The sequence below is a fragment of the Stutzerimonas sp. S1 genome (assembly GCF_025966695.1).
In the GTDB taxonomy this organism is placed as follows: Bacteria; Pseudomonadota; Gammaproteobacteria; order Pseudomonadales; family Pseudomonadaceae; genus Stutzerimonas.
This window is the reverse complement of sequence record NZ_JAOEIY010000003.1, coordinates 162487-183928: the sequence shown is the minus strand read 5'-3', so window position 1 is coordinate 183928 and position 21442 is coordinate 162487. Positions and strand designations below refer to the sequence as shown.

At 67.5% G+C, this 21442-nt stretch carries 23 protein-coding genes; 8 read left to right on the top strand and 15 right to left on the bottom strand.

From position 1 onward, the window contains the following. Positions 1–19: 19 nt before the first annotated feature. Positions 20–682, top strand: a complete 663-nt coding sequence (locus tag N8H22_RS07585) for an ion channel (protein ID WP_264590012.1) — start codon at positions 20–22, stop codon at positions 680–682. A gap of 38 nt (positions 683–720) precedes the next feature. Here the strand turns inward: N8H22_RS07585 and N8H22_RS07580 are convergent, their stop codons facing one another. Beyond that, positions 721–2742, bottom strand: a complete 2022-nt coding sequence (locus N8H22_RS07580; protein ID WP_264590011.1) for a methyl-accepting chemotaxis protein — start codon at positions 2740–2742, stop codon at positions 721–723. A 65-nt stretch (positions 2743–2807) separates the two neighbouring features. Further along, positions 2808–3005 (bottom strand): hypothetical protein, encoded by a 198-nt coding sequence (locus N8H22_RS07575; RefSeq protein ID WP_264590010.1) that lies wholly within the window; start codon positions 3003–3005, stop codon positions 2808–2810. Positions 3006–3137: 132 nt separating this feature from the next. On the opposite strand from N8H22_RS07575, the gene N8H22_RS07570 reads away from it, so the two are divergent. The 5 genes from N8H22_RS07570 to modC all read left to right on the top strand — a co-directional run bounded on the left by N8H22_RS07570 (position 3138) and on the right by modC (position 7906). After that, entirely contained in the window at positions 3138–4370 is a 1233-nt protein-coding gene (locus N8H22_RS07570; RefSeq protein ID WP_264590009.1) for an MFS transporter, read from the top strand. 183 nt (positions 4371–4553) lie between these two features. Beyond that, on the top strand, positions 4554–5360 hold the full coding sequence (locus tag N8H22_RS07565) for a TOBE domain-containing protein (RefSeq protein WP_264590008.1): 807 nt from the start codon (positions 4554–4556) through the stop codon (positions 5358–5360). Between the two features lie 11 nt (positions 5361–5371). Beyond that, complete coding sequence (gene modA / locus N8H22_RS07560) at positions 5372–6124, top strand: molybdate ABC transporter substrate-binding protein (RefSeq protein WP_264590007.1); 753 nt, start codon at positions 5372–5374, stop codon at positions 6122–6124. A 10-nt stretch (positions 6125–6134) separates the two neighbouring features. Continuing rightward, positions 6135–6812: a molybdate ABC transporter permease subunit gene (modB, locus tag N8H22_RS07555; RefSeq protein WP_264590006.1), complete on the top strand. Its 678-nt coding sequence runs from the start codon at positions 6135–6137 to the stop codon at positions 6810–6812. Next, positions 6809–7906, top strand: a complete 1098-nt coding sequence (gene modC / locus N8H22_RS07550; RefSeq protein WP_264590005.1) for a molybdenum ABC transporter ATP-binding protein — start codon at positions 6809–6811, stop codon at positions 7904–7906. The genes modB and modC overlap by 4 nt, the downstream gene beginning before the upstream one ends. Before the next feature lie 6 nt (positions 7907–7912). Here the strand turns inward: modC and N8H22_RS07545 are convergent, their stop codons facing one another. Beyond that, positions 7913–8317: a RidA family protein gene (locus N8H22_RS07545; protein WP_264590004.1), complete on the bottom strand. Its 405-nt coding sequence runs from the start codon at positions 8315–8317 to the stop codon at positions 7913–7915. A gap of 142 nt (positions 8318–8459) precedes the next feature. Here N8H22_RS07545 and N8H22_RS07540 point away from each other — a divergent pair, with 142 nt between their 5' ends. Next, positions 8460–9377 carry a LysR family transcriptional regulator gene (locus N8H22_RS07540; protein ID WP_264590003.1) on the top strand — a complete coding sequence of 306 codons (918 nt, stop codon included), beginning with the start codon at positions 8460–8462 and terminating at the stop codon, positions 9375–9377. Between the two features lie 177 nt (positions 9378–9554). Continuing rightward, complete coding sequence (locus N8H22_RS07535; protein WP_264590002.1) at positions 9555–9947, top strand: GFA family protein; 393 nt, start codon at positions 9555–9557, stop codon at positions 9945–9947. An 18-nt stretch (positions 9948–9965) separates the two neighbouring features. Here N8H22_RS07535 and N8H22_RS07530 read toward each other — a convergent pair whose 3' ends face one another. From N8H22_RS07530 to btuB, 12 genes are all read right to left on the bottom strand, one after another. Beyond that, a complete protein-coding gene (locus N8H22_RS07530; protein WP_264590001.1) occupies positions 9966–10697 on the bottom strand; it encodes an adenosylcobinamide-GDP ribazoletransferase in 732 nt (243 codons plus the stop codon). Positions 10698–10716: 19 nt separating this feature from the next. Continuing rightward, entirely contained in the window at positions 10717–11301 is a 585-nt protein-coding gene (gene cobC, locus N8H22_RS07525) for an alpha-ribazole phosphatase family protein (RefSeq protein ID WP_264590000.1), read from the bottom strand. After that, positions 11298–12347, bottom strand: coding sequence for a nicotinate-nucleotide--dimethylbenzimidazole phosphoribosyltransferase (gene cobT, locus N8H22_RS07520; RefSeq protein ID WP_264589999.1), 1050 nt, complete (start codon positions 12345–12347; stop codon positions 11298–11300). The genes cobC and cobT overlap by 4 nt, the downstream gene beginning before the upstream one ends. Continuing rightward, the gene (gene cobU / locus N8H22_RS07515) at positions 12347–12865 is read right to left on the bottom strand and encodes a bifunctional adenosylcobinamide kinase/adenosylcobinamide-phosphate guanylyltransferase (RefSeq protein WP_264589998.1); all 519 of its coding nucleotides are present in this window, start codon (positions 12863–12865) and stop codon (positions 12347–12349) included. The genes cobT and cobU overlap by 1 nt, the downstream gene beginning before the upstream one ends. Positions 12866–12867: 2 nt before the next feature. Continuing rightward, positions 12868–14325 (bottom strand): cobyric acid synthase, encoded by a 1458-nt coding sequence (locus tag N8H22_RS07510; protein WP_264589997.1) that lies wholly within the window; start codon positions 14323–14325, stop codon positions 12868–12870. Continuing rightward, positions 14322–15311 carry a threonine-phosphate decarboxylase CobD gene (cobD, locus tag N8H22_RS07505; RefSeq protein WP_264589996.1) on the bottom strand — a complete coding sequence of 330 codons (990 nt, stop codon included), beginning with the start codon at positions 15309–15311 and terminating at the stop codon, positions 14322–14324. Before cobD ends, N8H22_RS07510 begins: the two co-directional genes overlap by 4 nt. Further along, entirely contained in the window at positions 15304–16215 is a 912-nt protein-coding gene (gene cbiB / locus N8H22_RS07500; protein WP_264589995.1) for an adenosylcobinamide-phosphate synthase CbiB, read from the bottom strand. The genes cobD and cbiB overlap by 8 nt, the downstream gene beginning before the upstream one ends. Next, positions 16212–16862 carry a 5,6-dimethylbenzimidazole synthase gene (bluB, locus tag N8H22_RS07495; protein WP_264589994.1) on the bottom strand — a complete coding sequence of 217 codons (651 nt, stop codon included), beginning with the start codon at positions 16860–16862 and terminating at the stop codon, positions 16212–16214. Before bluB ends, cbiB begins: the two co-directional genes overlap by 4 nt. Beyond that, entirely contained in the window at positions 16859–18151 is a 1293-nt protein-coding gene (locus N8H22_RS07490) for a cobyrinate a,c-diamide synthase (protein ID WP_264589993.1), read from the bottom strand. Before N8H22_RS07490 ends, bluB begins: the two co-directional genes overlap by 4 nt. A gap of 109 nt (positions 18152–18260) precedes the next feature. Beyond that, positions 18261–18872, bottom strand: coding sequence for a cob(I)yrinic acid a,c-diamide adenosyltransferase (gene cobO, locus N8H22_RS07485; RefSeq protein WP_264589992.1), 612 nt, complete (start codon positions 18870–18872; stop codon positions 18261–18263). After that, on the bottom strand, positions 18869–19438 hold the full coding sequence (locus tag N8H22_RS07480; RefSeq protein ID WP_264589991.1) for a hypothetical protein: 570 nt from the start codon (positions 19436–19438) through the stop codon (positions 18869–18871). The genes cobO and N8H22_RS07480 overlap by 4 nt, the downstream gene beginning before the upstream one ends. 46 nt (positions 19439–19484) lie before the next feature. Next, positions 19485–21338, bottom strand: coding sequence for a TonB-dependent vitamin B12 receptor (btuB, locus tag N8H22_RS07475; protein WP_264589990.1), 1854 nt, complete (start codon positions 21336–21338; stop codon positions 19485–19487). Between the last annotated feature and the right edge of the window lie 104 nt (positions 21339–21442).

The following is a 21442-nucleotide window of genomic DNA, read 5'->3' as shown; positions in this document are numbered from 1 at the left end:
CTGGATGAGCCTGACGGTCATGACGAGTTACCACCCGCTCCGCTACATCGTGCAGTACCCGTCCGCCGGACTGTTGCTCATCCAGCTGCTGGGCCTCGTGCTCTACCCGTTCATGGAAGACCTGCCGGAGCGGCGCGCCGTGTTCGGTGCGTTCGGTGCCATCGTGCTGGTCGCGGCACTGCGCATGGTGCGACGCGGCCCGACGCTGCACGGGCTGGCATTCACCCTTGCCGCAGTGATCGTCGCACTGAGCATCATCGGTGTGTTCGTCGAGGAGCCGAGACTCGACCTCTGGCTTTTCACCCTGGAGGCAGGTTTCTATTTCTACGCGACCGCCAGCCTGATCAGCTACATGACCGAAGACCAGCGGGCCACCACCGACGAACTGTTCGCCGTGGGCGCCACTTTCACCCTGCTGGCCTGGGCATTTGCCTATACCTTCATGGCCTGCCAACTGCTCTATCCCGGCAGCTTTACCGGAGCGATCGATCCGCAGGCGCCGCGCAGCTGGATGGAGCTGCTGTTTCTGAGCATCACGGTACTGTCCGGCGTCGGCATCGGCGACATCCTGCCCATGCTGCCCCTGGCGCGCGGCTTGGTGCTGCTCGAGGCAATCGCCGGGGTCATGTACATCGCGCTGGTGGTGTCGCGCCTGATCGGCCTGACCATCGTGCGCCGCTGAAGCGCTGTGCCGGTCCTGCCGACCGGCACAGCGTTGTGTCAGCTGGCCTTGAAGCGACTGACGTTATCCAGCAGCGTGCCGGCCAGATCACTCAGGCGACTAGCGGTGTGATGGTTGCTACCGACCGCCTCGCCGTTCTCCTCAGCCATGCGCGCAATGGTGGTGACCTGCTGGGCGATCTCGGCTGATGCGGCGCTCTGCTCGCGCAGCGCGTTGGAGATTTCCGCCACGGTGGACAACACCTGATTGGCCGCCTCGCGGATGCCACCCATCGCCTCGCCGGCACGCTGGGCGCGTGCCACGCCCTCGTTGACCCGTACCACGCCCTGTTCCATGCCCTGCACCGCGCCTTCGGTGCCCTGCTGGATGGCCTCGACCATCTGCGCAATTTCCTTGGTGGAATTGGCGGTCCGCTCGGCCAGCTTGCGCACCTCGTCGGCGACCACCGCGAAGCCGCGCCCCTGCTCGCCGGCGCGCGCCGCCTCGATCGCCGCATTGAGTGCCAACAGGTTGGTTTGCGCGGCGATATCGCCGATCACTCCGACGATCGCCGAGATCTGCCCGGAGCGCTCGCCCAGCTCAGCCACCGTGCGCGCCGAAGTCCCCACCGACACCGCGATCTGGCTGATCTCCTCGACCACCGCCGCGACGATCTCGCCGCCATGCCGCGACAGTTCGCCGGAGCGATGCGCCAGCGCATCGGCCTCACCAGCATTGCGCGCGATGCTCTCGATGCCCACGGTCATCTGCTCAACCGCCGCCGCCATGCTCGATGCCGCATCGCTCTGGCACTGCGAGGCGACATGGATCTGCCCGGAGGCAGTCACCAGGCTGCGCGCTGAATCGGCGACGTGGTCGGAATTGTCCTTGATGCTGCCGATCAGGTGCCGCATGGCATCGGCCATGTCGTTGAAACTGCCGGCGACGTAGCGCAGCTCGTCGCGCGCGGCCAGCTGGATATGGGTGGTGAGGTCACCGGCGGCGAGCTTCTCGCTGCCCTCGCGCAGGCGGCGAATGCTGGTCATCACCGACAGGTAGGCGCCCACCGAGAGATAGCCGATCACGCCAAGCACCACCGCCAGCACGGCGATGTTGAGATACAGCACCTGCCGGGCGTCGGCGATGCGCTGGTTGAGCAGCTGGTCGAGGGTCGGCAGCAACACGTCGTGCATCTGGCTGTAGCCGATGGCGATCGCCTCGGTGGCCATGTCGAAGAACTGCACGGACGTTGTGCTGGTGAAATCGCCGTGGAAGACCACACCCTGCACGACCTGATCGATCTTCTGGCTGCGCTCGTCCATCGCGGCGACCGCCTGGGTCAGCTGGCTGCGCGTTTCCGGACGCAGCGCGATCACCTTGTCCAGGCTTTCGCGCATGTTGCGCGCGGCCGTCTTGATCTCTTCGCTGAGCACGATCAGCGCGGTGCGCCGCTGGTCGTCGACGTTGCCCTGGGCGAGCGCCGCCGCACCGCTGCCACGCAGCTGGCCAAGCCGTTCGATCAGGCTGGGCATGTGGTTCAACGCGGCAGACATTAGATAGAAGGTTTCCGCCTCGGGATCGAAGGTCAGACCGTAGGCATCGGCCAGCTGAGTCTGGAAGCTCAGCAGATCGGCGATCAGCGCGGTATGTGCCTGGAAGTTGCGGGCCTGGGTCCAGCTCAGGCCGTCACGCCGGATTTCCGCCCAGGCGCTGGCGATGTCCTGCCACTGACGCAGCGCACGCTTGTCCTCGGCCAGGGTGCGGTTGAGCAGCGCCAGCGCGCCCTCGATATCCGCCTCGCGCTCACTGCGACGGCTGGCCAGTGAAGCGTTGCCGCCCAGCAGCATCGACGACATGCCACGGTGCTGCTGGGTCAGCTCCACCAGCTTGGCCATCGGCCGCGACAGCGCGGAGGCGACCAGCTCATTCTCCGAACGCTCGATGGTGTGGTTGAGCTGGCCGGCGAGCGTCAGCATCAGGCTGGCGAAGGCGAGAAACACCAGCAGCCCGAGCAGGCCGAACTTGATCGGATAACTGAGCCGATTCATCAGTGACTCGGCGGGCAGGAAGAGCATTTTCATGGGGAGGTCCTAGGCGATTCGCAGGATCTGCACGAAGCCGCTCGACCTCTCGTCAGAATCAAGCGCTACGCCTGTCTGTCGTGAGCCACCGGCAACTGCAGAACATCCAGTTTCAGGTCGCAAAATACGGAGGTGACCAGCCGGTCTCCCTGATCAGAATCAAGGATGGCCGGCAAATGATGGCAGCGAGCCATACCGCCTGTCCGATAGGTCAGAAAATGCACTGCCAGCACCGCTGGAATGCGACCATCCAGCGTTTTCACCCGATTGCGCCGAACTCCTGCGCGCCCATGCAATCCATTCAGCCTGAGCCAGCGGCAAGCACTGCATTCCGGGCTTTACCGGTACGCCCGCCGGTGAATAATGCCGGCCCCTTCCCATTCCTCGAGGTGACCATGACGGCGCAAGCCACCGCAACGACGCCAGCCCTTTCCGCGCGCGCCGTCCTGCTGATCGAACTGGCGCTGGCCATGGGTGGTTTCGCCATCGGCACCGGCGAGTTCGCCATCATGGGTCTGATGCCCGAGGTGGCCCGCGGCCTGGCCATCAGCGAGCCGCAGGTCGGCCATGTGATCAGCACCTACGCGCTCGGCGTGGTGGTCGGTGCGCCGCTGCTGGCGATCCTCGGTTCGCGGCTGTTCCGCCGCCATCTGCTGTTGCTGCTGATGGGCTTCTTCGCCCTGGGCAACTTCGCCAGCGCCCTGGCGCCGGACTATCACACGCTGATGGCCTTCCGCTTCGTCACCGGCCTGCCGCACGGTGCCTACTTCGGTGTGGCGATGCTGGTGGCTGCCTCGATGGTCGCACCGGACAAGCGCGCCCAGGCCGTGGCCCGCGTACTGATGGGCCTGACGGTGGCGATCCTGATCGGCAATCCGATCGCTACCTGGCTCGGCCAATGGCTGAGCTGGCGCTACGCCTTCGCCCTCGTCGGCGCGATCGCGTTGCTCACCGTGCTACTGGTGGCACTGTTCCTGCCGCTCAATCAGGACGAGCCGCGCAACAGTCCGCTGCACGAGATCCGCGCATTCCATCGGCCGCAGGTCTGGCTGGCCCTGGCGATCAGCTCGATCGGTTTCGCCGGCATGTTCTGCGTGTTCAGCTACATGGCCCCGACGCTGCTGGAAGTCACCCGCGTCAATGCCGGCTGGATTCCCTTTGCCCTCGCCGCGTTCGGCCTCGGCGGCATCATCGGCAACATGGCCGGCGGCTGGCTGTTCGACCGCCTGCGCTTTCAGGCCGTCGCCTGGCTGTTGCTGTGGAGCGCGCTGGTGCTGCTGGTATTCCCGCTAGCGGCGCATTCGACGTGGACGATCTTTCCGGCGGTATTCGCGGTGGGCACCATGGTTTCGCTGTCACCGGCTCTGCAGACCCATCTGATGGACGTCGCCACGGATGCCCAGACGCTTGCCGCAGCCTCCAACCACGCCGCCTTCAACATCGCCAACGCCCTCGGCCCCTGGCTCGGCGGGCTGGCGATCAGCGCCGGTTTCGGCTGGACCTCCACAGGCTACATCGGCGCAGCGACTGCACTCGGCGGCCTGCTGGTGTTCGCCTGGGCCTGGAAGCTCCAGACGAACGCACAAACGAGCGGCGAACCGCACACGCCGTGTTGCGGCGGAGCGTAACGCGGCCGACGACGCTGCCCCACGCTAGCGCCGGCTGACGGGTATACCTCCGCAGCGCTATATACAAAACGATATAGCGCATTCCAGAATGCCACCTTTCCCAGTAGCCGCGGATCACCCATGAGCCGTTCTTCAGGTGGCACAGGAGCGAACCGGCGACCAGCCGGTTCGACGGAGCAAACGATGAGCGATGCACAGCTGCCCCTGCGGGTGGACGGCCAGCTGTGGTTCAACCGCGGCGAGAAGGGCTATCTGGGCGGCAAGCGCATCGACCTGCTGGAGCAGATCGAGGCCACCGGTTCCATCAGCCGCGCCGCCAAGGCGATCAAGCTGAGCTACAAAGCGGCCTGGGATGCGGTGGACGCCATGAACAACCTGTCCGAGCGACCGCTGGTGATCTGCTCGGCCGGTGGCGCTCAGGGCGGCGGCACACGCCTGACTGACTTCGGCCGGGAGATGCTGCATGTCTGGCGGCGCATGCAGGCCGAGTACGAGCGCTTCCTTGCCCAGATCGCCGAAGGCATCGAGGGTTTCGACGACATCGACCGGCTGCTGAGGGCCATCGCCATGAAGACCAGCGCGCGCAACCAGTTCCGTGGCCGCATCACCGCTGTCAGCAAGGGCGCCGTCAATGGCAGCCTGAGCCTGGACATCGGCGCCGGCCAGACCATCACCGCCTCCCTGACCAACGACAGCATCGACGAGCTGCAGCTTGAGGTCGGCAAGACCGCCATCGCGCTGATCAAGGCCAGCTTCGTGCTGCTCTCGCCCGACCCGCAGGTGAAGGTCAGCGCACGCAACCGCCTCACCGGCACCATCAGCGCGCTGCTGCCCGGCGCGGTGAACAGCGAGGTCAAGCTGCTGCTGCCGGGCGAGCGCACCCTCGGCGCGGTGATCACCAAAGAAAGCGTCGAAGAACTCGGCCTGGCGGTCGGCCAGCCCTGCACGGCGCTGATCAAGGCGTCTCACGTCATCATCGCCATCGATTGAAAGGAGTCGACATGCACCCCATCCGCCGCTTCTACAGCGCCCTGCTGCTCTGCCTACCGCTGACCGCCGTCGCCGACGACGTGCAGGTGGCGGTTGCCGCCAACTTCACCGCGCCGATGCAGAAGATCGCCGCTGCCTTTGCCCGCGACACCGGCCACCGCGCCGTGCTGGCCTTCGGCGCCACCGGCAAGTTCTACGCGCAGATCAACAATGGCGCGCCGTTCGACGTGCTGCTGGCCGCCGACGACCAGACCCCGCAGCGCCTCGAAAGCGAGGGCCAGGGCGTGGCTGGCAGCCGCTTCACCTATGCGATCGGCAGCCTGGTGCTGTGGTCACCGCGTGCGGACTACGTCGACCCCCAGGGTCGCATCCTGGCCGAAGGCGACTTCCGCCACCTGGCCGTGGCCAACCCCAAGACCGCACCCTATGGCGCCGCTGCGCTGCAGACGCTGGAACGCCTGGGCCTGCGCGAGCGCCTGCAACCGCGCTTCGTGCAGGGTGAGAACATCGCGCAGACTCACCAGTTCGTTGCCAGCGGCAACGCCGAGCTGGGCTTCGTCGCCCTCTCGCAGGTGAGCGAAGGGGGCCGCATCGCCCAGGGCTCGGCCTGGATCGTACCGGCTGACCAGCATGCGCCGATCCGCCAGGACGCTCAGCTGCTCGAGCACGGCAAGGACAACCCGGCGGCGCAGGCGCTGCTCGACTACCTCAAGGGCGAAACCGCCCAAGCGGTGATCCGCGATTACGGCTACGCCGTGGAATGAGGCACTGACGATGCTCGACGGCGCCGACCTCGCGGCAATCTGGCTGACCATCAAGCTGGCCAGCGTCACCACCGTGCTGCTGTTGCTGCTCGGCACGCCACTGGCCTGGTGGCTGGCGCGCACGCGCTCGAAGTGGCGCGGACCGATCGGTGCGGTGGTGGCGCTGCCACTGGTGCTGCCGCCGACGGTGCTGGGTTTCTACCTGCTGGTAGCGATGGGGCCAAACGGTCTGGTCGGCCAGCTGACCCAGAGCCTCGGTCTGGGCCTGCTGCCGTTCAGCTTCGCCGGCCTGGTGGTGGGTTCGGTGCTCTACTCCATGCCTTTCGTCGTGCAGCCGTTACAGAACGCCTTCGAGGCCATCGGCGAACGTCCGCTGGAAGCCGCCGCGACCCTGCGCGCGAGTCCCTTGGACTGCTTCTTCAGCGTCGTGCTGCCGCTGGCGCGACCGGGCTTCGTCACCGCCAGCATCCTCGGCTTCGCGCATACGGTCGGCGAATTCGGCATGGTGCTGATGATCGGCGGCAACATCCCGGAAAAGACCCGCGTGGTGTCGGTGCAGATCTACGACCATGTCGAGGCCATGGAGTACGCCCAGGCGCACTGGCTGGCCGGCGGCATGCTGCTGTTCTCCTTCCTCGTGCTGCTGGTGCTGTACGGCAGCCGTATTCGACAAGGATGGCGCGGATGAGCCGGACGGAAAACGACAACGGGATTCACGCGCGCTTTCGCCTGGACTATGCCGACTTCACTTTGGACGTCGATCTGCAGCTACCCGGCCGCGGCGTCACCGCCCTGTTCGGCCACTCCGGCTCGGGGAAAACCACCTGTCTGCGCTGCATCGCCGGCCTGGAGCGCACCGGCCAGGGGCGACTGCAGATCAACGGCGAATGCTGGCAGGACAGCGCCCGCGGCCTGTTCGTACCACCACACCGGCGCGCCATTGGCTATGTATTCCAAGAGGCCAACCTGTTCGCCCACCTGTCGGTGCGCCGCAATCTGCAGTTCGGCATGCGCCGCGTAGCGGCTGCCGAGCGCCGCGTGGACTGGAACCACATCGTGCAACTGCTGGGCATCGAGCACCTGCTCGAACGCATGCCCGAACGGCTGTCCGGCGGCGAGCGCCAGCGTGTCGGCGTCGCCCGCGCACTGCTCACCAGTCCGCGCCTGCTGCTGATGGACGAACCGCTGGCGGCGCTGGATCTCAAGCGCAAGAACGAAATACTGCCCTACCTGGAACGCCTGCACGACGAGCTGGATATTCCGGTGCTCTATGTCAGCCATTCACCCGACGAGGTGGCGCGGCTGGCCGATCATGTGGTGCTGCTGGAACAGGGCCGCGCCATCGCTCAGGGCGAACTGCGCGAGACGCTGGCGCGTCTGGACCTGCCCACCGCCTTCAGCGACGACGCCGGCGTGGTGGTCGAGGCGGAGATTGCCGAGCATGACCAGGATTACCACCTGACCCGATTGACCTTTCCCGGCGGCGAGGTGCTGGTTTCGCTGCGTTCCGAAGCACCGGGCCAGCGGCTGCGCTTTCGCGTGCATGCGCGCGATGTCAGCCTGGCGCTGGAGCGCGCCTCCGGCAGCAGCATCACCAACCTGCTGCCTGCCCGCGTCGAGGCCATCGTCGCCGCCGATACACCGGCGCATGTGCTGGTCCGCCTGGACGCCGGCGGCACGCCCTTGCTGGCGCGCATCACGCGCCGCTCGGCGGATCAACTGGCCATCGCGCCGGGCCAGGCACTATGGGCGCAGATCAAGACGGTGGCCCTGCTGGGCTGAGCCGGGTCAACCCTCGGCCGACTCCGGCAGTTTGGCAATCACCTTGATCTCGAACTGGAAGCCGTAAAGCCAGGTCACGCCAACAGCGGTCAGCGTCGGATGCGGCGCTTCGCCCCAATACTCCGGCACCACCTTCCAGATTCGCTCGAACGTCGCCGCAGGGTCGACGAGGAACACCGTCACGTCGATCACGTCGTCGAACGTGCAGCCTGCCGCCGCCAGGATCGCTTGCAGGTTGTCGAAGGCGCGGCGGACCTGCGCTTCCAGCTCGGGCTCGGGCGAGCCGTCCTCGCGGCTGCCCACCTGACCGGAAACGAACAGCAAGCCGTTGGCGCGGATCGCCGGCGAATAGCGATTGCGTTCATAGAGCGCCTGGCGCCCAGGCGGAAAAACGACGTCACGCTTGACCATGAGTTACCTCCATCGCTGGGCCGATGCCGACCCGTTATCGAACGAGGAAGCACTGTAGGAGCGCCTGCCGTGGGGATAAACTCGCAGCTCCAACCAACACTGTTCGTAAAACCCAAACAATCACCCAACAGCGGAAGCAGAAATGGATCGTTTCGACGCGATGCGGGCATTCGCTCGTGTAGTGGAAACCGGCAGCTTCACCAAGGCGGCGCAAACCTTGCACATGAGCAAGACCAGCGTGACGCAACTGGTGCAGCAGCTGGAGGCCCGGCTGCGCGTCAGGCTGCTCAACCGCACCACACGCAAGGTCAACGTCACCGCCGACGGCGCTGCCTACTACGAGCGCGTGGTGCGCCTGCTGGCCGACCTGGACGACGCCGAGACCAGCCTGTCCAGCGCAGCGGCGTTGCCCCGGGGCCGCTTGCGGGTGGATGTGCCCAGCCCGCTGGCACGCATGATTCTGGTTCCGGCATTGCCGGCCTTCCACGCGAAGTACCCCGACATCCAGCTCGACATGGGCGTAAGCGACCGCACCGTCGACCTGATCGGCGAAAACGTGGATTGCGTCGTGCGCGGCGGTGAGATCACCGACCAGTCGCTGATCGCCCGGCACGTCGGCGACCTGCAGCTTGGCGTCTACGCCGCGCCAAGCTACCTGGAGCGCGCCGGCGCGCCGGCACACCCGCGGGACCTGAAAGACTCGCATCACCGCATCGTGGGCTTCCTGTGGGCACGCTTCGGCAAGGCCTTCCCGTACGCCATGCACTGCAACGGCGAATCGATCAAAGTGCTGGGGCGCTACGTGCTGGCGGTCGACGACGGCAACGCCTATCTCGCCGCTGGTCTGGCCGGTCTGGGGATCCTCTGGCTACCGGACTACATGGCTACGCCCCATCGGGCGCGCGGCGAGCTGATGCCCCTGTTCGAGGACTGGCAACTAGAGCCGATGCCTCTGTATGTGGCTTTCCCTCCGAACCGGCATGTCAGCGCAAAACTGCGCGTGTTCATCGACTGGATCGCCGAACTGATGGCGGAACATGCGCCGGTCATCGCGCCATGAGCGGCAATCCGCACGCAGGCGCGGCGGCAGCCGGCGGGCCCGCGAGATCGTTCAGCTTGCGATGTTCACCACCAGCGTCATGACCGGCTCACGGCAGACCGCGCACGCGCGAGACTTGCGTTCTCGACGCGACAAGCCAAGGCTGGTGCATCAACTCAACCCTAGAGGAGACGCAGCATGGAGCGATTCACCGGCGGTTGCCTGTGCGGCAACGTGCGCATTGTGGCGTCGGGCCGCCCGTACCGGGTCGGTCTATGTCACTGTCTCGACTGCCGCAAGCATCATGGGGCGCTCTTTCATGCGTCGGCGATTTTCCCGGAGGATGCGGTAACCATCACCGGCGAAACACGCGACTATGCCGGGCGATTCTTCTGTCCCCGCTGCGGTTCCTCGGTCTTCGCCCGCACGGGTGACGAGATTGAGGTGAATCTGGGCGCCCTGGATGCCCCGGATCAGCTGACGCCCACCTACGAAAGCTGGATCATCCGCCGCGAGTCCTGGTTGCCTCCGTTCCCGCTCGCCCGACACTACGAGCGCGATCGTGACGCCACCGGTCGCTTCGAGGAGTAGCTCGGCGCCAGCGAAGCGCTACAGCGTCAGCGCCAGCCCTACCAACACCGCGCATTCGAGCAGCTCGAGCAACGCGCCGGCCGTATCGCCGGTGGTGCCGCCGAGGCGACGCAACATGGCGCGACGCAGGACAAGGAAAGTCAGCACCGCCAGCACCAGCGCGCTCAGCCCGGTCATGCCGTACAGCAGGCAGCCTGCGGCGACCAATGCCAGCACTCCGCGCGCCCACGAGCGCGGCAGATTCGCCGCCAGTGCCTGGCCGAGCCCGTTGGCGCGCACATAGTCGGTACCGAGAAACAGCGCCAGTAACGCTGCGCGCCCCAGCAGCGGCGCCAGCAGCAACGCCGAATACTGCTGGGCCTGCAGCAGCGCCAGCAATGCAGCGAACTTCAACAGCAGCACCAGCACCAGCACCACCACGGCAACCGGGCCGCTGCGCGGGTCCTTCATGATGGCCAGCGTGCGCTCGCGGTCACCGAAGCCGCCCAGCCAGGCGTCGGCGCTGTCGGCCAGGCCATCGAGATGCAGCGCACCGGTTAAACCTACCCACAGCGTCAGCAACAGTGCGGCCTGCAGCAAGGGCGCCGCGCCATCCAGCAGCAGCGCGGCCAGACAAAGCGACGCCCCCAGCAACAGACCTACCGTCGGGTAATGCAGCAGTGAGCGGCCCTGCTGTTCCGGCGTCGGCATTGCGGGCAGCCGGATCGGCAGGCTGGTGAGAAACTGCGCGGCGATCAGGAAAGGCAACATGAGCGTTCCACGATTGGATTCAGGACGTGCAGCCGGCGGCGCCAACCGCACCAGGCCGTGAAACGCGCAGCGGCAGCAGTTCGCCGTGGGCGACTACCACCTCGAGCAAGCGTTCGCGCGGCAATCCCCGCTGCCGCGCCAGCAACAGCCGCATGACACCGGCATGCCCCACCACCAGCAGGCGCTGGCGCGCGAAGCGCCGTTGCAGCCGCTGCAGCGCGGCCAGCACCCGTTGCTCGAAGTGCAACAAGGGCTCGCCGCCCGGCGGGGTGTAACCGTAGGGATCGGCCCAGAAACGACCCAGGGCGTCGGCGTCGACCTGCATCAGCTCGGCGGCGCTGCGCCCTTCCCACTCACCGAAATGCAGCTCCCGCAGGTCGGCGTCCAGATACAGCGGCAGCCTGCTTCGCTCGGCAAGATCCCGCGCGAAGGCCGCGCAGCGCTGCAAGGGCGAGCTGACCAGTACGTCCCAGGGTCCGGCGCCTGCCACCGCATCACGCATCTGCTGCCAGCCGCGGGGGGTCAGCGCATCGTCGAGGCTGCCGCGAAAACCGCCGCCGCGTTCGGTTTCACCGTGGCGCAGCAGGTCGATGCGCGCCGTCATGCCAGCCGGTCCGAAACGGCTGCCTCGGCGAAGGTCGCCATCTCGTTGTGCAGTGCGCAGGCCTGCTGCAGCAGCGGCACCGCCAGCGCCGCACCGCTGCCCTCGCCCAGACGCAGGCCAAGGTCGAGCAGCGGTGCGGCGTCGAGCGCCTGCAGCACGGCCAGATGTCCCGGCTCGGCGGAGCGATGGGCGAAGATCAGCCACGGACGGCACGCCGGATTCAGGCGCACCGCACAAAGCGCGGCGGCGCTGCAGATGAAGCCGTCTACCAATACCGCAATACCCAGTTGCGCACAGGCGAGATAGGCCCCCGTCAGCGCGGCCACTTCGAAGCCACCGAGGCGGCGCAAGGTTTCCAGCGGCCCGCTGCAATGCCCGCCATGCAGGCGCAGCGCCTGTTGGATCACTTCCAGCTTGTGGCGCACGCCGCCATGGTCCAGACCGGTACCGGGGCCGACCAGCATCAGCGGCGAGCGCGGCAGCAATGCCGCGGCGAGCGCACTGGCGCTGCTGGTGTTGCCGATGCCCATCTCGCCACCGATGAACAACTGGGCCGCGCGACCTGCCGCCCGCCGTGCACTGTCGCGTCCAGCGGCCAGCGCCAGGCGCAACTGCTCATCGCTCATCGCCGCTTCGCGCGCGAAATTGGCGGTGCCCGGGCCGAGCCGCAGATGACTGACCCCGTCCAGCTGCAGCGGCTCGACGGTACCGAGATCAATCACTTCCAGCGGCGCGTCCAGCCGCCGCGCCAGCACGCTCAGCGCCGCGCCACCTCGCACGAAATTGCGCAGCATCTCGCCCGTCACCGACTGCGGGTAGGCCGAGACGCCCTCCGCCACCACGCCGTGATCGCCGGCGAACACGCTGACGTGTACACGCTCGACCTGCGGCCGCGCACAGCCCTGCAGCGCCGCCAGTTGCACCGCCAGATGCTCCAGCTGCCCGAGCGCGCCCTGCGGCTTGGTCAGCTGTGCCTGGCGTTGCAGGGCCTGCTCGCGGGACAGCTCGTCCAGCGGCCGGCAGGGTCCATTCCACCAATCGTGCATCACTGCACTCCCTTCAAGGTCATGGGCAGCCCGGCGACCATGAAGGTCACCCGCTGTGCCCGTTCGGCCACGGCCTGGTGCAACCAGCCGGCCTCGTCCACATAGCGCCGGGTCAGCTCACCCAGCGGCACCACACCGAGGCCGGTTTCGTTGCTGACCAGGATGATTCGCCCCGGCAGTTCGCCCAGGCATTCGAGGAAGGCATCGCGCTCCTCGGCCAACCGTGCATGGTCGTCCAGCATCAGCAGGTTGGTCAGCCAGAGCGTCAGGCAGTCGACCAGCAGGCAGCGCCCCGCCGCCGCCTGTTTGCGCAGTACCCGCGCCAGCTGCAGCGGCTCCTCGACCAGCGCCCAGTGCGCAGGGCGACGCTCACGGTGATGGACGATGCGCTCGGCCATCTCGTGATCCAGTGCCCGGCTGGTGGCGATATAGGTGACCGGAAGGCCGCTTTCGGCAGCCAGACGCTCGGCAAAGCGGCTCTTGCCCGAGCGGGCGCCGCCAAGAATCAGTTCGAGCATGTTCAGCCTTCCAGTCCGCAGAGTTGGCGCAGCCGCGCGGTGTCCAGATGCGCCTCGACCAGATCGGCCAGACGCTCGATGTCGCGCTCGCGCAGCGCGTGGTAGTCGATGCGCTCCACCGCCGCGAGCCCCGCCCAGCCCAATAGCGCGGCGCAGGCATCGGGACCTTCGAACAGGCCGTGCAGATAAGTGCCGAGAATCTGGCCATCGGCGCTGATGGCGCCGTCGCCGCGCCCGTCGTCCAGCTGTACGGCTGGCTGCTCGAGTGCCGGGCCACTGCTGACCCCCGCATGGATCTCGTAACCACTCACCGCGGCACCGTCCAGCCGCAGCCGGCCGGTGACGTTGCGCAGCTGCTTGTCGGCCTCGAGCGTGGTGGCGAAGTCCAGCAGACCAAGCCCGGTGCTTTCGCCCGCTGCGCCTTCCAGCCCGAGCGGGTCAGCGATGCGCGTGCCGAGCATCTGCAGGCCGCCGCAGATGCCGAGCAGCTTGCCGCCGTAGCGCAGGTGCCGATGGATCGCCGCTTCCCAGCCATTGGCACGCAGCCAGGCGAGATCGGCACGCACGCTTTTCGAGCCAGGCAGGATGATCAGATCGGCGGCGGGGATCGCCTGCCCGGGGCCGACGAATTGCAGATCGACCTGCGGGTGCAGGCGCAGCGGGTCGAAGTCGGTGTGGTTGCTGATGCGCGGCAGCACCGGCACCACCACCTTCAGTACGTCGCCGGTCGTGCTGGCCTGGCGCAGGTCGATGGCATCCTCGGCCTCCAGATGGAAATCCATCAGGTACGGCAGCACGCCCAGCACCGGCTTGCCGGTGCGCTGCTCCAGCCAGTCGAGGCCGGGCTGCAACAGCGCGATATCGCCGCGAAAACGGTTGATGACGAAGCCCTGCACCCGTGCCTGCTCGCTTTCGGAGAGCAAGGCCAGGGTGCCGACCAGATGGGCGAACACGCCGCCCCGGTCGATGTCGGCGATCAGGATCACCGGGCAGTCCACCGCCTCGGCGAAGCCCATGTTGGCGATGTCGCCGGCGCGCAGGTTGATCTCGGCGGGCGAGCCGGCGCCCTCGACCATCACCACGCGATACGCCGCGGACAGCCGCCGGTGCGAGTCGAGCACCGCCTGCAGCGCCACGCGCTTGTAGTCGTGGTAGGCGGCCGCATCCATGCTGGTCACCGCGCGGCCGTGGATGATCACCTGGGCGCCGATGTCGCTGTTGGGCTTCAAGAGCACCGGATTCATATCGGTGTGCGGCGCAAGGTTCGCCGCCTGCGCCTGCACCGCCTGGGCCCGGCCGATCTCGCCGCCATCGGCGGTCACCGCGCTGTTGAGCGCCATGTTCTGCGGCTTGAACGGCACGACGGCAACGCCCTGGCGAGCCAGCCAGCGGCACAGCGCGGTCACCAGCGTGCTCTTGCCGGCGTCGGACGTAGTGCCCTGCACCATCAGTGTGGTCATGGATGTTGCTCCCGGAACGATTGCAGCGCCTGTTCCAGCCGCGTCCAGCCCTCCGCACCCGGCAGACCGAAGCGCACGCTGGAAGGTTGTTCGAACAGGCGCGTGAGAATGCCGCGACGGGCGAGGAAATCGTGCAGCGACGGCGCATCGGCGCTGACCCACCACTGGAACAGTGCGCAGCCGCCCAGTGGCGCCAGATCATGCCGGCGCAGCAGGTCAGCCAGGCGCTGGCCATCAGCGTGCAGAGACTCACGCTGATGCTGCTGCCCCGCCCGATCGGCCAGCAGGGTCGCACCGAGCAGGCGCGTCGGACCATTGACCGTCCACGGTCCGAGCAGCTCGGCCAGCGCCCGCAGCAAGCCGGCGTGGGCGAGGACGAAGCCCAGCCGCGCGCCCGCCAGCCCGAAGAACTTGCCGAACGAACGCAGCACGATCAGCCCGGGCAGCTGGCTGTGCCCGGCCAGGCTGTACTGGGGCGTGCAGTCCATGAAGGCTTCGTCCACCACCAGCCAGCCACCGCAGGCCGCCAGTGCGGCGTGCCACTCGAGCAGGCGCCGCGGCGCGATCAGCTGGCCGGTCGGGTTGTTGGGGTTGACCACCACCAGCACGTCGAGCTGATCGAGCGCCTGCGGCACGCCGGCCTCGCTCAGTTCCAGCAGTTGGTGCCCTTCTCGGCGCCAGGCCTCGGCATGCTCGGCGTAACAGGGCGAGACGACGCCAACCCGCGCCCGCCGGCGCAAACGCGGCAGTGCCTGGATCGCCGCCTGCGAGCCGGCTACGGCGAGCAGGTCGCGGGCGCCGTAGTAATCCCGCGCCGCCGCCTCCAGGCCGTCATCGGACTCCGGCAAGCGCGCCCAGGCGCTGAGCGGAATCGCCGGCAATGCCAAAGGATGAGGCGCGACACCGGTGGACAGGTCGAGCCAGTCGGCCAACGCAATACCGTAATGCTGCGCCGCGGCGCGCAGACGTCCACCGTGCTCAAGCATGTAGCCAGGCTCCTACCAGTAGAGCCAGCAGCCAGACGCCGACGCCCGCCCAGACCAGATCCAGGGCGCGCTCGATATCCCGCGCCTGCGGCGGCTTGCCCTGGCCGAGCCGCGGCCGCGCGTGCAGCTCGCCCTGATAGATCGCCGGCCCGCCCAGCTCCACGCCCAACGCACCGGCGCCGGCGGCCATCACCGGACCGGCGTTGGGGCTGTCCCACCGTGGCGCCTGGGTGCGCCAGCAATGCAACGCGTAGCGGGTTCGCCCAAGCAGCGCATAGGTCAGCGCCACCAGCCGCGCCGGCACGAAGTTGAGCACGTCGTCGATGCGCGCCGCGGCCCAACCGAAGCGTTCGAAACGTGCATTGCGATAACCCCACATGGCATCCAGCGTATTGCTCAGGCGATATAGCACCACGCCCGGCGCGCCGGCGACGGCAAACCAGAACAGCGCGGCGAACACCGCATCGCTACCGTTCTCCAGCACCGACTCGGTGGCGGCACGGGCCACGCCCTGTTCGTCCAACTGCGTGGTGTCGCGGCTGACGATGCAGCCGACGCGTTTGCGCGCTTCGGCCAAGTCATTGCGCCACAGCGACTGCGCTACCGGCAGCGCGTGCTCGCCGAGGCTGCGCAGGCCCAGCGCCAGATAGAGCAGCACGATCTCCACCAGCCAACCGATGCCCGGCAGCAGGCTGAGCAGCCAGGCGATCCCCGTCAGCGGCAGTACCGCCAGCGCCCAGGCGGTCACGCCGTGGCTACGCCAGCCGCGGCCCTGCGGGCCGTTGAAATGCCGTTCCACGCGGTCAGCCAGGCGACCGAAAGCCACCAGCGGGTGCGCGCGCTTCGGCTCTCCGAACAGTGCATCCAGCACAACGCCGGCCAGACAGCTCAACACCATGCTCATGAGCGTTCATCCCAAGCGTTCTCGAACACCAGTTCGTGCAGTGGCCGCGGCTGCGTCCAGCCTTGCAGTGCCAGCATCGGTGCCGGATAGAATTCGTGCACTGGACCCAGGCAGAGGAGCGCCACCGGCTTGGCACCGTCCGGCATGCCGAGCAGGGTCGCCAGCGCCGCCGGATCGAACAGTGACACCCAGCCCATGCCCAGCCCTTCCGCCCGCGCCGCGAGCCAGAGGTTCTGGATCGCGCAGGCCAGCGAGGCGAGGTCCATTTCCGGCAGCGTACGACGGCCAAAGACGTGCCGCTCACGGCCATCCATCAACGCGGCAACCAGCAGTTCGGCGCAGTCATTAATACCCTCGACCTTGAGCCGCATGAACTCGGCGGAACGCTCGCCGAGCGCCACAGCCGTGCGCTGACGTTCCTCGCCGACCAGCTCGGCGATGGCCGTGCGCAACTCGGCGCGGGTAATGCGGATAAAGCGCCAGGGCTGCATCAGCCCGACGCTGGGGGCCTGGTGCGCGGCGTTGAGCAGTCTCGACAACAGCTCCGGCGCCACCTCGCCACCGGCGAAATGGCGCATGTCGCGGCGCTCACCGATGGCGCGGTAGACCGCGGCGCGCTCCTCGGCGCTGAAGGCGTGCGCGCTCATGGCTTGAACAGCGCCGCGGCCGCCGCCGGATCGGACGGCAGGTAGAAGTGGATATAGGACGCCGTCAGTCGCCCATCTCGGAAGACCGCTTCGGCCGTGCGCTTGTAGTTCGGGCACACGCCGCGAGCCACAGGCTCGAGTGGCGACTCCAGCGCGGAATGATGGAAGGTGTGGCCGCGCAGCCGCCCTTCCGGCAGCTCGACTTCCTGCAGCGCCAGGGCGGTCAGGCGCTTCTGCATGCGCGCCTCGCCGGGCAGCAGGCCGAGCATGTCGCCGCGCTCGCCCGCCGCATCGGTGAGCCCGTCGAGCAGGTAAAGCATGCCGCCGCACTCGGCGAGGATCGGCTTGCCGGCGGCATGATGCGCGCGGATCGCCTCGGCCATTGGCGCGTTGCGCGACAACGCACGCAGATGCAGTTCGGGATAGCCGCCTGGCAGATAGAGGCTGTCCACCGCTGGCAGCCGAGCGAAGCCCAGCGGTGAGAAGAACAGCAGCTCGGCGCCCAGCGCCTGCAGCAGGTCGAGATTGGCCTGATAGACAAAGGCGAAGGCGGCATCACGCGCCACGCCGATGCGTACGCCCGCCAGCAACGGCTCGAGTGGTGCGCCGCTCGGCGCAACGAACGTGACTGCGGGAGGCAGCTCGGTGTCCGCACTCTGCGCCAGGGAGTCGGCCGCAGCGTTCAGGCGGGCGTCCAGATCAGCCAGTTCCTCGGCCTGCACCAGCCCCAGGTGCCGGCTTGGCAGCTCCACCTCGGCGCTGCGCGGCAAGGCACCGTACCAGCGGATCGCCTCTGGCAGGCTGTCGCGCAGGATCTCGCCGTGTCGCGCACTGCCGACCCGGTTGGCCAGCACGCCGGCGAACGGCAGGTCCGGCTGGAAGCTCTTCAGACCGTGGGCCAGCGCGCCGAAGGTCTGCGCCATGGCCGAGCCATCGATCACCGTCAGCACCGGCACGCCGAAGCGCCGCGCCAGATCGGCCGCCGAGGGCCCACCATCGAACAGGCCCATCACGCCTTCGATGAGGATCAGGTCGGCCTCGCCCGCCGCTTCCCAGAGCAGACGCCGCGATTCGTCCTCGCCGACCATCCACAGATCGAGCTGATAGGCCGGCCGCCCGCTGGCACGCGCGAGGATCATCGGGTCGAGAAAGTCCGGTCCACACTTGAACACCCGCACGCGCTTGCCCTGCCGAGCATGCAACCGCGCCAGCGCGGCGGTGACGGTGGTCTTGCCCTGGCCGGAAGCCGGCGCAGCAATCAACAGCGCCGGGCAGTTTCTGTCATTCATCGCAGCCTCCCGTCATCGTAGGGTGGATGACGCTTCACCCATCCACCGATACAGCCGGTGGCGGATGAAAAAGGCGTCATCCACTCTACACGTCCCATGAGCGCCAGCATCAGAACTCGACGCCTTTCTGCGCCTTCACGCCCGCCTTGAACGCGTGCTTGATCAGGCCCATCTCGGTGACGGTGTCCGCCGCCTCGATCAGACCCGCCGGGGCGCCGCGACCGGTGACTACCACGTGCTGCAGCAGCGGTCGCGACTCGATGTCGGCGAGCACCGGCGCCAGCTCCAGATAGCCGTACTTCAGCGCGATGTTCAGTTCGTCGAGCACCACCAGGCCGATCTCGGGATCGGCCAGCAGCCCGGCCGCGACCGCCCAGGCTTCGCGGGCTTTGGCGATATCGCGCTGGCGATCCTGAGTTTCCCAGGTGAAGCCCTCGCCCATCACGTGGTAGCGAACCTCGCCCGGAAAGCGCCGGAAGAACGCCTCCTCGCCGGTGCTGGCCGCGCCCTTGATGAACTGCACCACGCCGACCTTGATGCCATGGCCGAGCGCGCGCGCGACCATGCCGAAGGCCGAACTGCTCTTGCCCTTGCCGTTGCCGGTGTGCACCAGCAGCAGGCCGTACTCGTCCTGCGCCTCGGCGATCTTCTCGTCGATCAGCGCCTTCTTGCGCTGCATGCGCGCCTTATGGCGATCATCGCGCTCGGTCGATTCGCTCATGCGCGGGCCTCGTCACGCTGCCCGCCCCAGGCACGCAGGCCGACAAACAGCAGCGCGGCGACGCCGACATACAGCGCCAGGGTCGACAGATAACGCGGGTAATAGGTGGCGATGCGCTCGGCCAGCAGCGCCAGCGTCGGCTCGGGATAGCGCCCGGAGAAATAGAGGAAGCCCCCGCCGGAGAACAGGTAGCAGACGAAGGCACTGGCCATCACGCACAGCGCCAGCGTCGCCAGGCTGCTGAACTGGTCACGATGCAGGCGGGCGTAGAGTCGGCCGCCCAGCCACAGCGAGCCGTAGGCCGGCACCAGCATCCAGTAGGCCGGCGACATGCACCAGTCGCTCACGCCGGCCCACTGGATGGCGGCGAAATCCAGCAGCGAGGCTTCGAGGAATAACGCCGGAAACACCCACTTGGGCCGCACGAGCACGCCGGCGAGGAAGAACACCGCCCAGGACGCGCTGGGCAGGTTGACGCTGGCGAAGTGCTGTCCGCGGGTCATGGCCAGCAGCGCGGCAAGCGCGAGGCCGACCAGCAGCTGGTATCTCGGGGCAAGCTTGATCATTGCAGTCTCCTTCTGTGGGCGCAGGCGACATGCCCGCGCCGCGGTCTTACAGCGCCTGGTAGCGCACGCTCAGGTAAGCGGCCTGGCCGGGCTGGTTGTAGCCCTCGGCGGTCTCAAAATCGGCGTCCAGCAGGTTGGCGACGCGCGCCTGCAGGCGCCACTCCGGGGTGATGCGGTACTCGCCACGCAAATCGAGGGTGGCGTAGCCGGACAGCTCGCTGGTGTTGGCCAGGTCGTCGTAGCGCTGCCCCTCGGCGTGCAGGCTGGCGCCGATGCTGAAGGCACCGAGCCGGCGATCGACGTCGAGGTTGAACAGCTGCTTGGCCCGGCGCGCCAGTTCGTTGCCGCGGTTGGCGCCGGCGGAGCGGTTCTCCGGCTCCAGCAGGCTGTAGTTGGCGTTCCAGTCCCAGCCGAACAATTGGCTGCCGAGCACCAGCTCGACCCCGCGGATACACGCTTCCTGCACGTTGGCCGGCGCGGAAATGCTGGCGTCATAGGCGATGAGGTCATCGACTACGCTGCGATAGGCATTCACCGCCCAGTGGCCCCAGCCATGCTGCCCGGCAAGGCCGACCTCGAGGCTCTCGGAGGTTTCCGCATCCAGCGCCGGATTGCCGTAGTCGGGGAAGTACAGCTCGTTGAAGGTCGGCGCCTTGAATGCCGTGCCGTAGCTGATGGTGCCGCGCAGCCAGTCGGTCAGCGCATAGCCGTAGCCGATGTTGCCGGTGTCGTGCTGGCCGAACTGCTCGTTGTCGTCACGTCGCAGCGACAGCTGCCAGTCATGGCGGCCGACCTCGGCCAGGTACTGGGTGAAGTAGCCGTCGTTGTCACGGGCATCCTCGGCATAGGCGGTGCTGCCGTTGACCTCGTCGCGCTGATGATCGGCGCCCAGGGTTAGGGTATGCCCGGCGGCCAGCTCGATATCGTTCTGCCAGCCGAACGTGTCGCGACGGCTGTCGAAGCGCGAGTAGAACCGCCCGTCCTGATAGGTATCGGATTTGTCCTCGCTGCGCCCGGCCTGCAGCGTCACCAGCCAGGGCGCAAGTACACTGAAGCGCGCACGGGTGCCGAAGACCTTCGACTCGCCATCGGCATTGGCGCCGAAGCCGGCAGTGCGTGTGCGATTGACGCTGTCGTAGTCGTTATGGGATTTGGCCTGCAGCAGGTTGGCGCCCAGCTCCAGACCGTTGTCGAAGCGGTAGCCGGCGCTCAGCGTCGCGGACAGGTTGCGATAGCCATCGGCATCGCCCTCGTAGCCGCTCGCATCCATCGGTTTGACGTTGATGCCGTCGGTGTCCGAGCCGCTGACGCCCAGGCTGTACCAGCCACGACCGTCGCCGCCGGAAACGCCGGCGCTGCCCGTGTAGGTGTCATGGGTGCCATAGCCGGCCGAGAAGAACGGCTTGACGCCCTGCCCCCGCCCCTTGCGGGTGAAGATCTGGATCACCCCGCCGATGGCTTCCGAGCCGTACAAGCTGGAACGTGGGCCGCGCACGACTTCGATGCGCTCGATCAGCTCCAGCGGCAGATCCTGCAGTGCCGCGCCGCCAGCGGTCACCGAACCGATCTTGATGCCGTCGATCATCACCAGCACGTGGTCGGACTCGGTACCGCGCATGAACAGCGAGGTGGATTTGCCGGGCCCACCGTTGTTGCTCAGTGATACGCCCGGTACCTGCTTGAGCAGTTCGGGCAATGAAGTCGCCTGGCTGCGCTCGATGCGCTCGCGATCGAGCACCGTCACCGCGGCCAGGCTCTGCTGGGCTGTCTGCGCGGTGCGAGTAGCGGTCACCACCTGCTCTTGCAGATCCAGCGGGGCGGCGGCCAGTTGGCCAATGGAAAAGGGGAAACTGCCGAGCAGCGCATAGGCCGCTGGCGTGAAACGGGGCTTGCCAGTCAAGGTTCAGGTCTCCGCCGTGCCCACCCGCACGACTGAAAGTCGATAGAGGCAGACGGAGATCGCAAAGGGAGTGCGGATGCAGGCAACCACACCCCGTTCAGCGC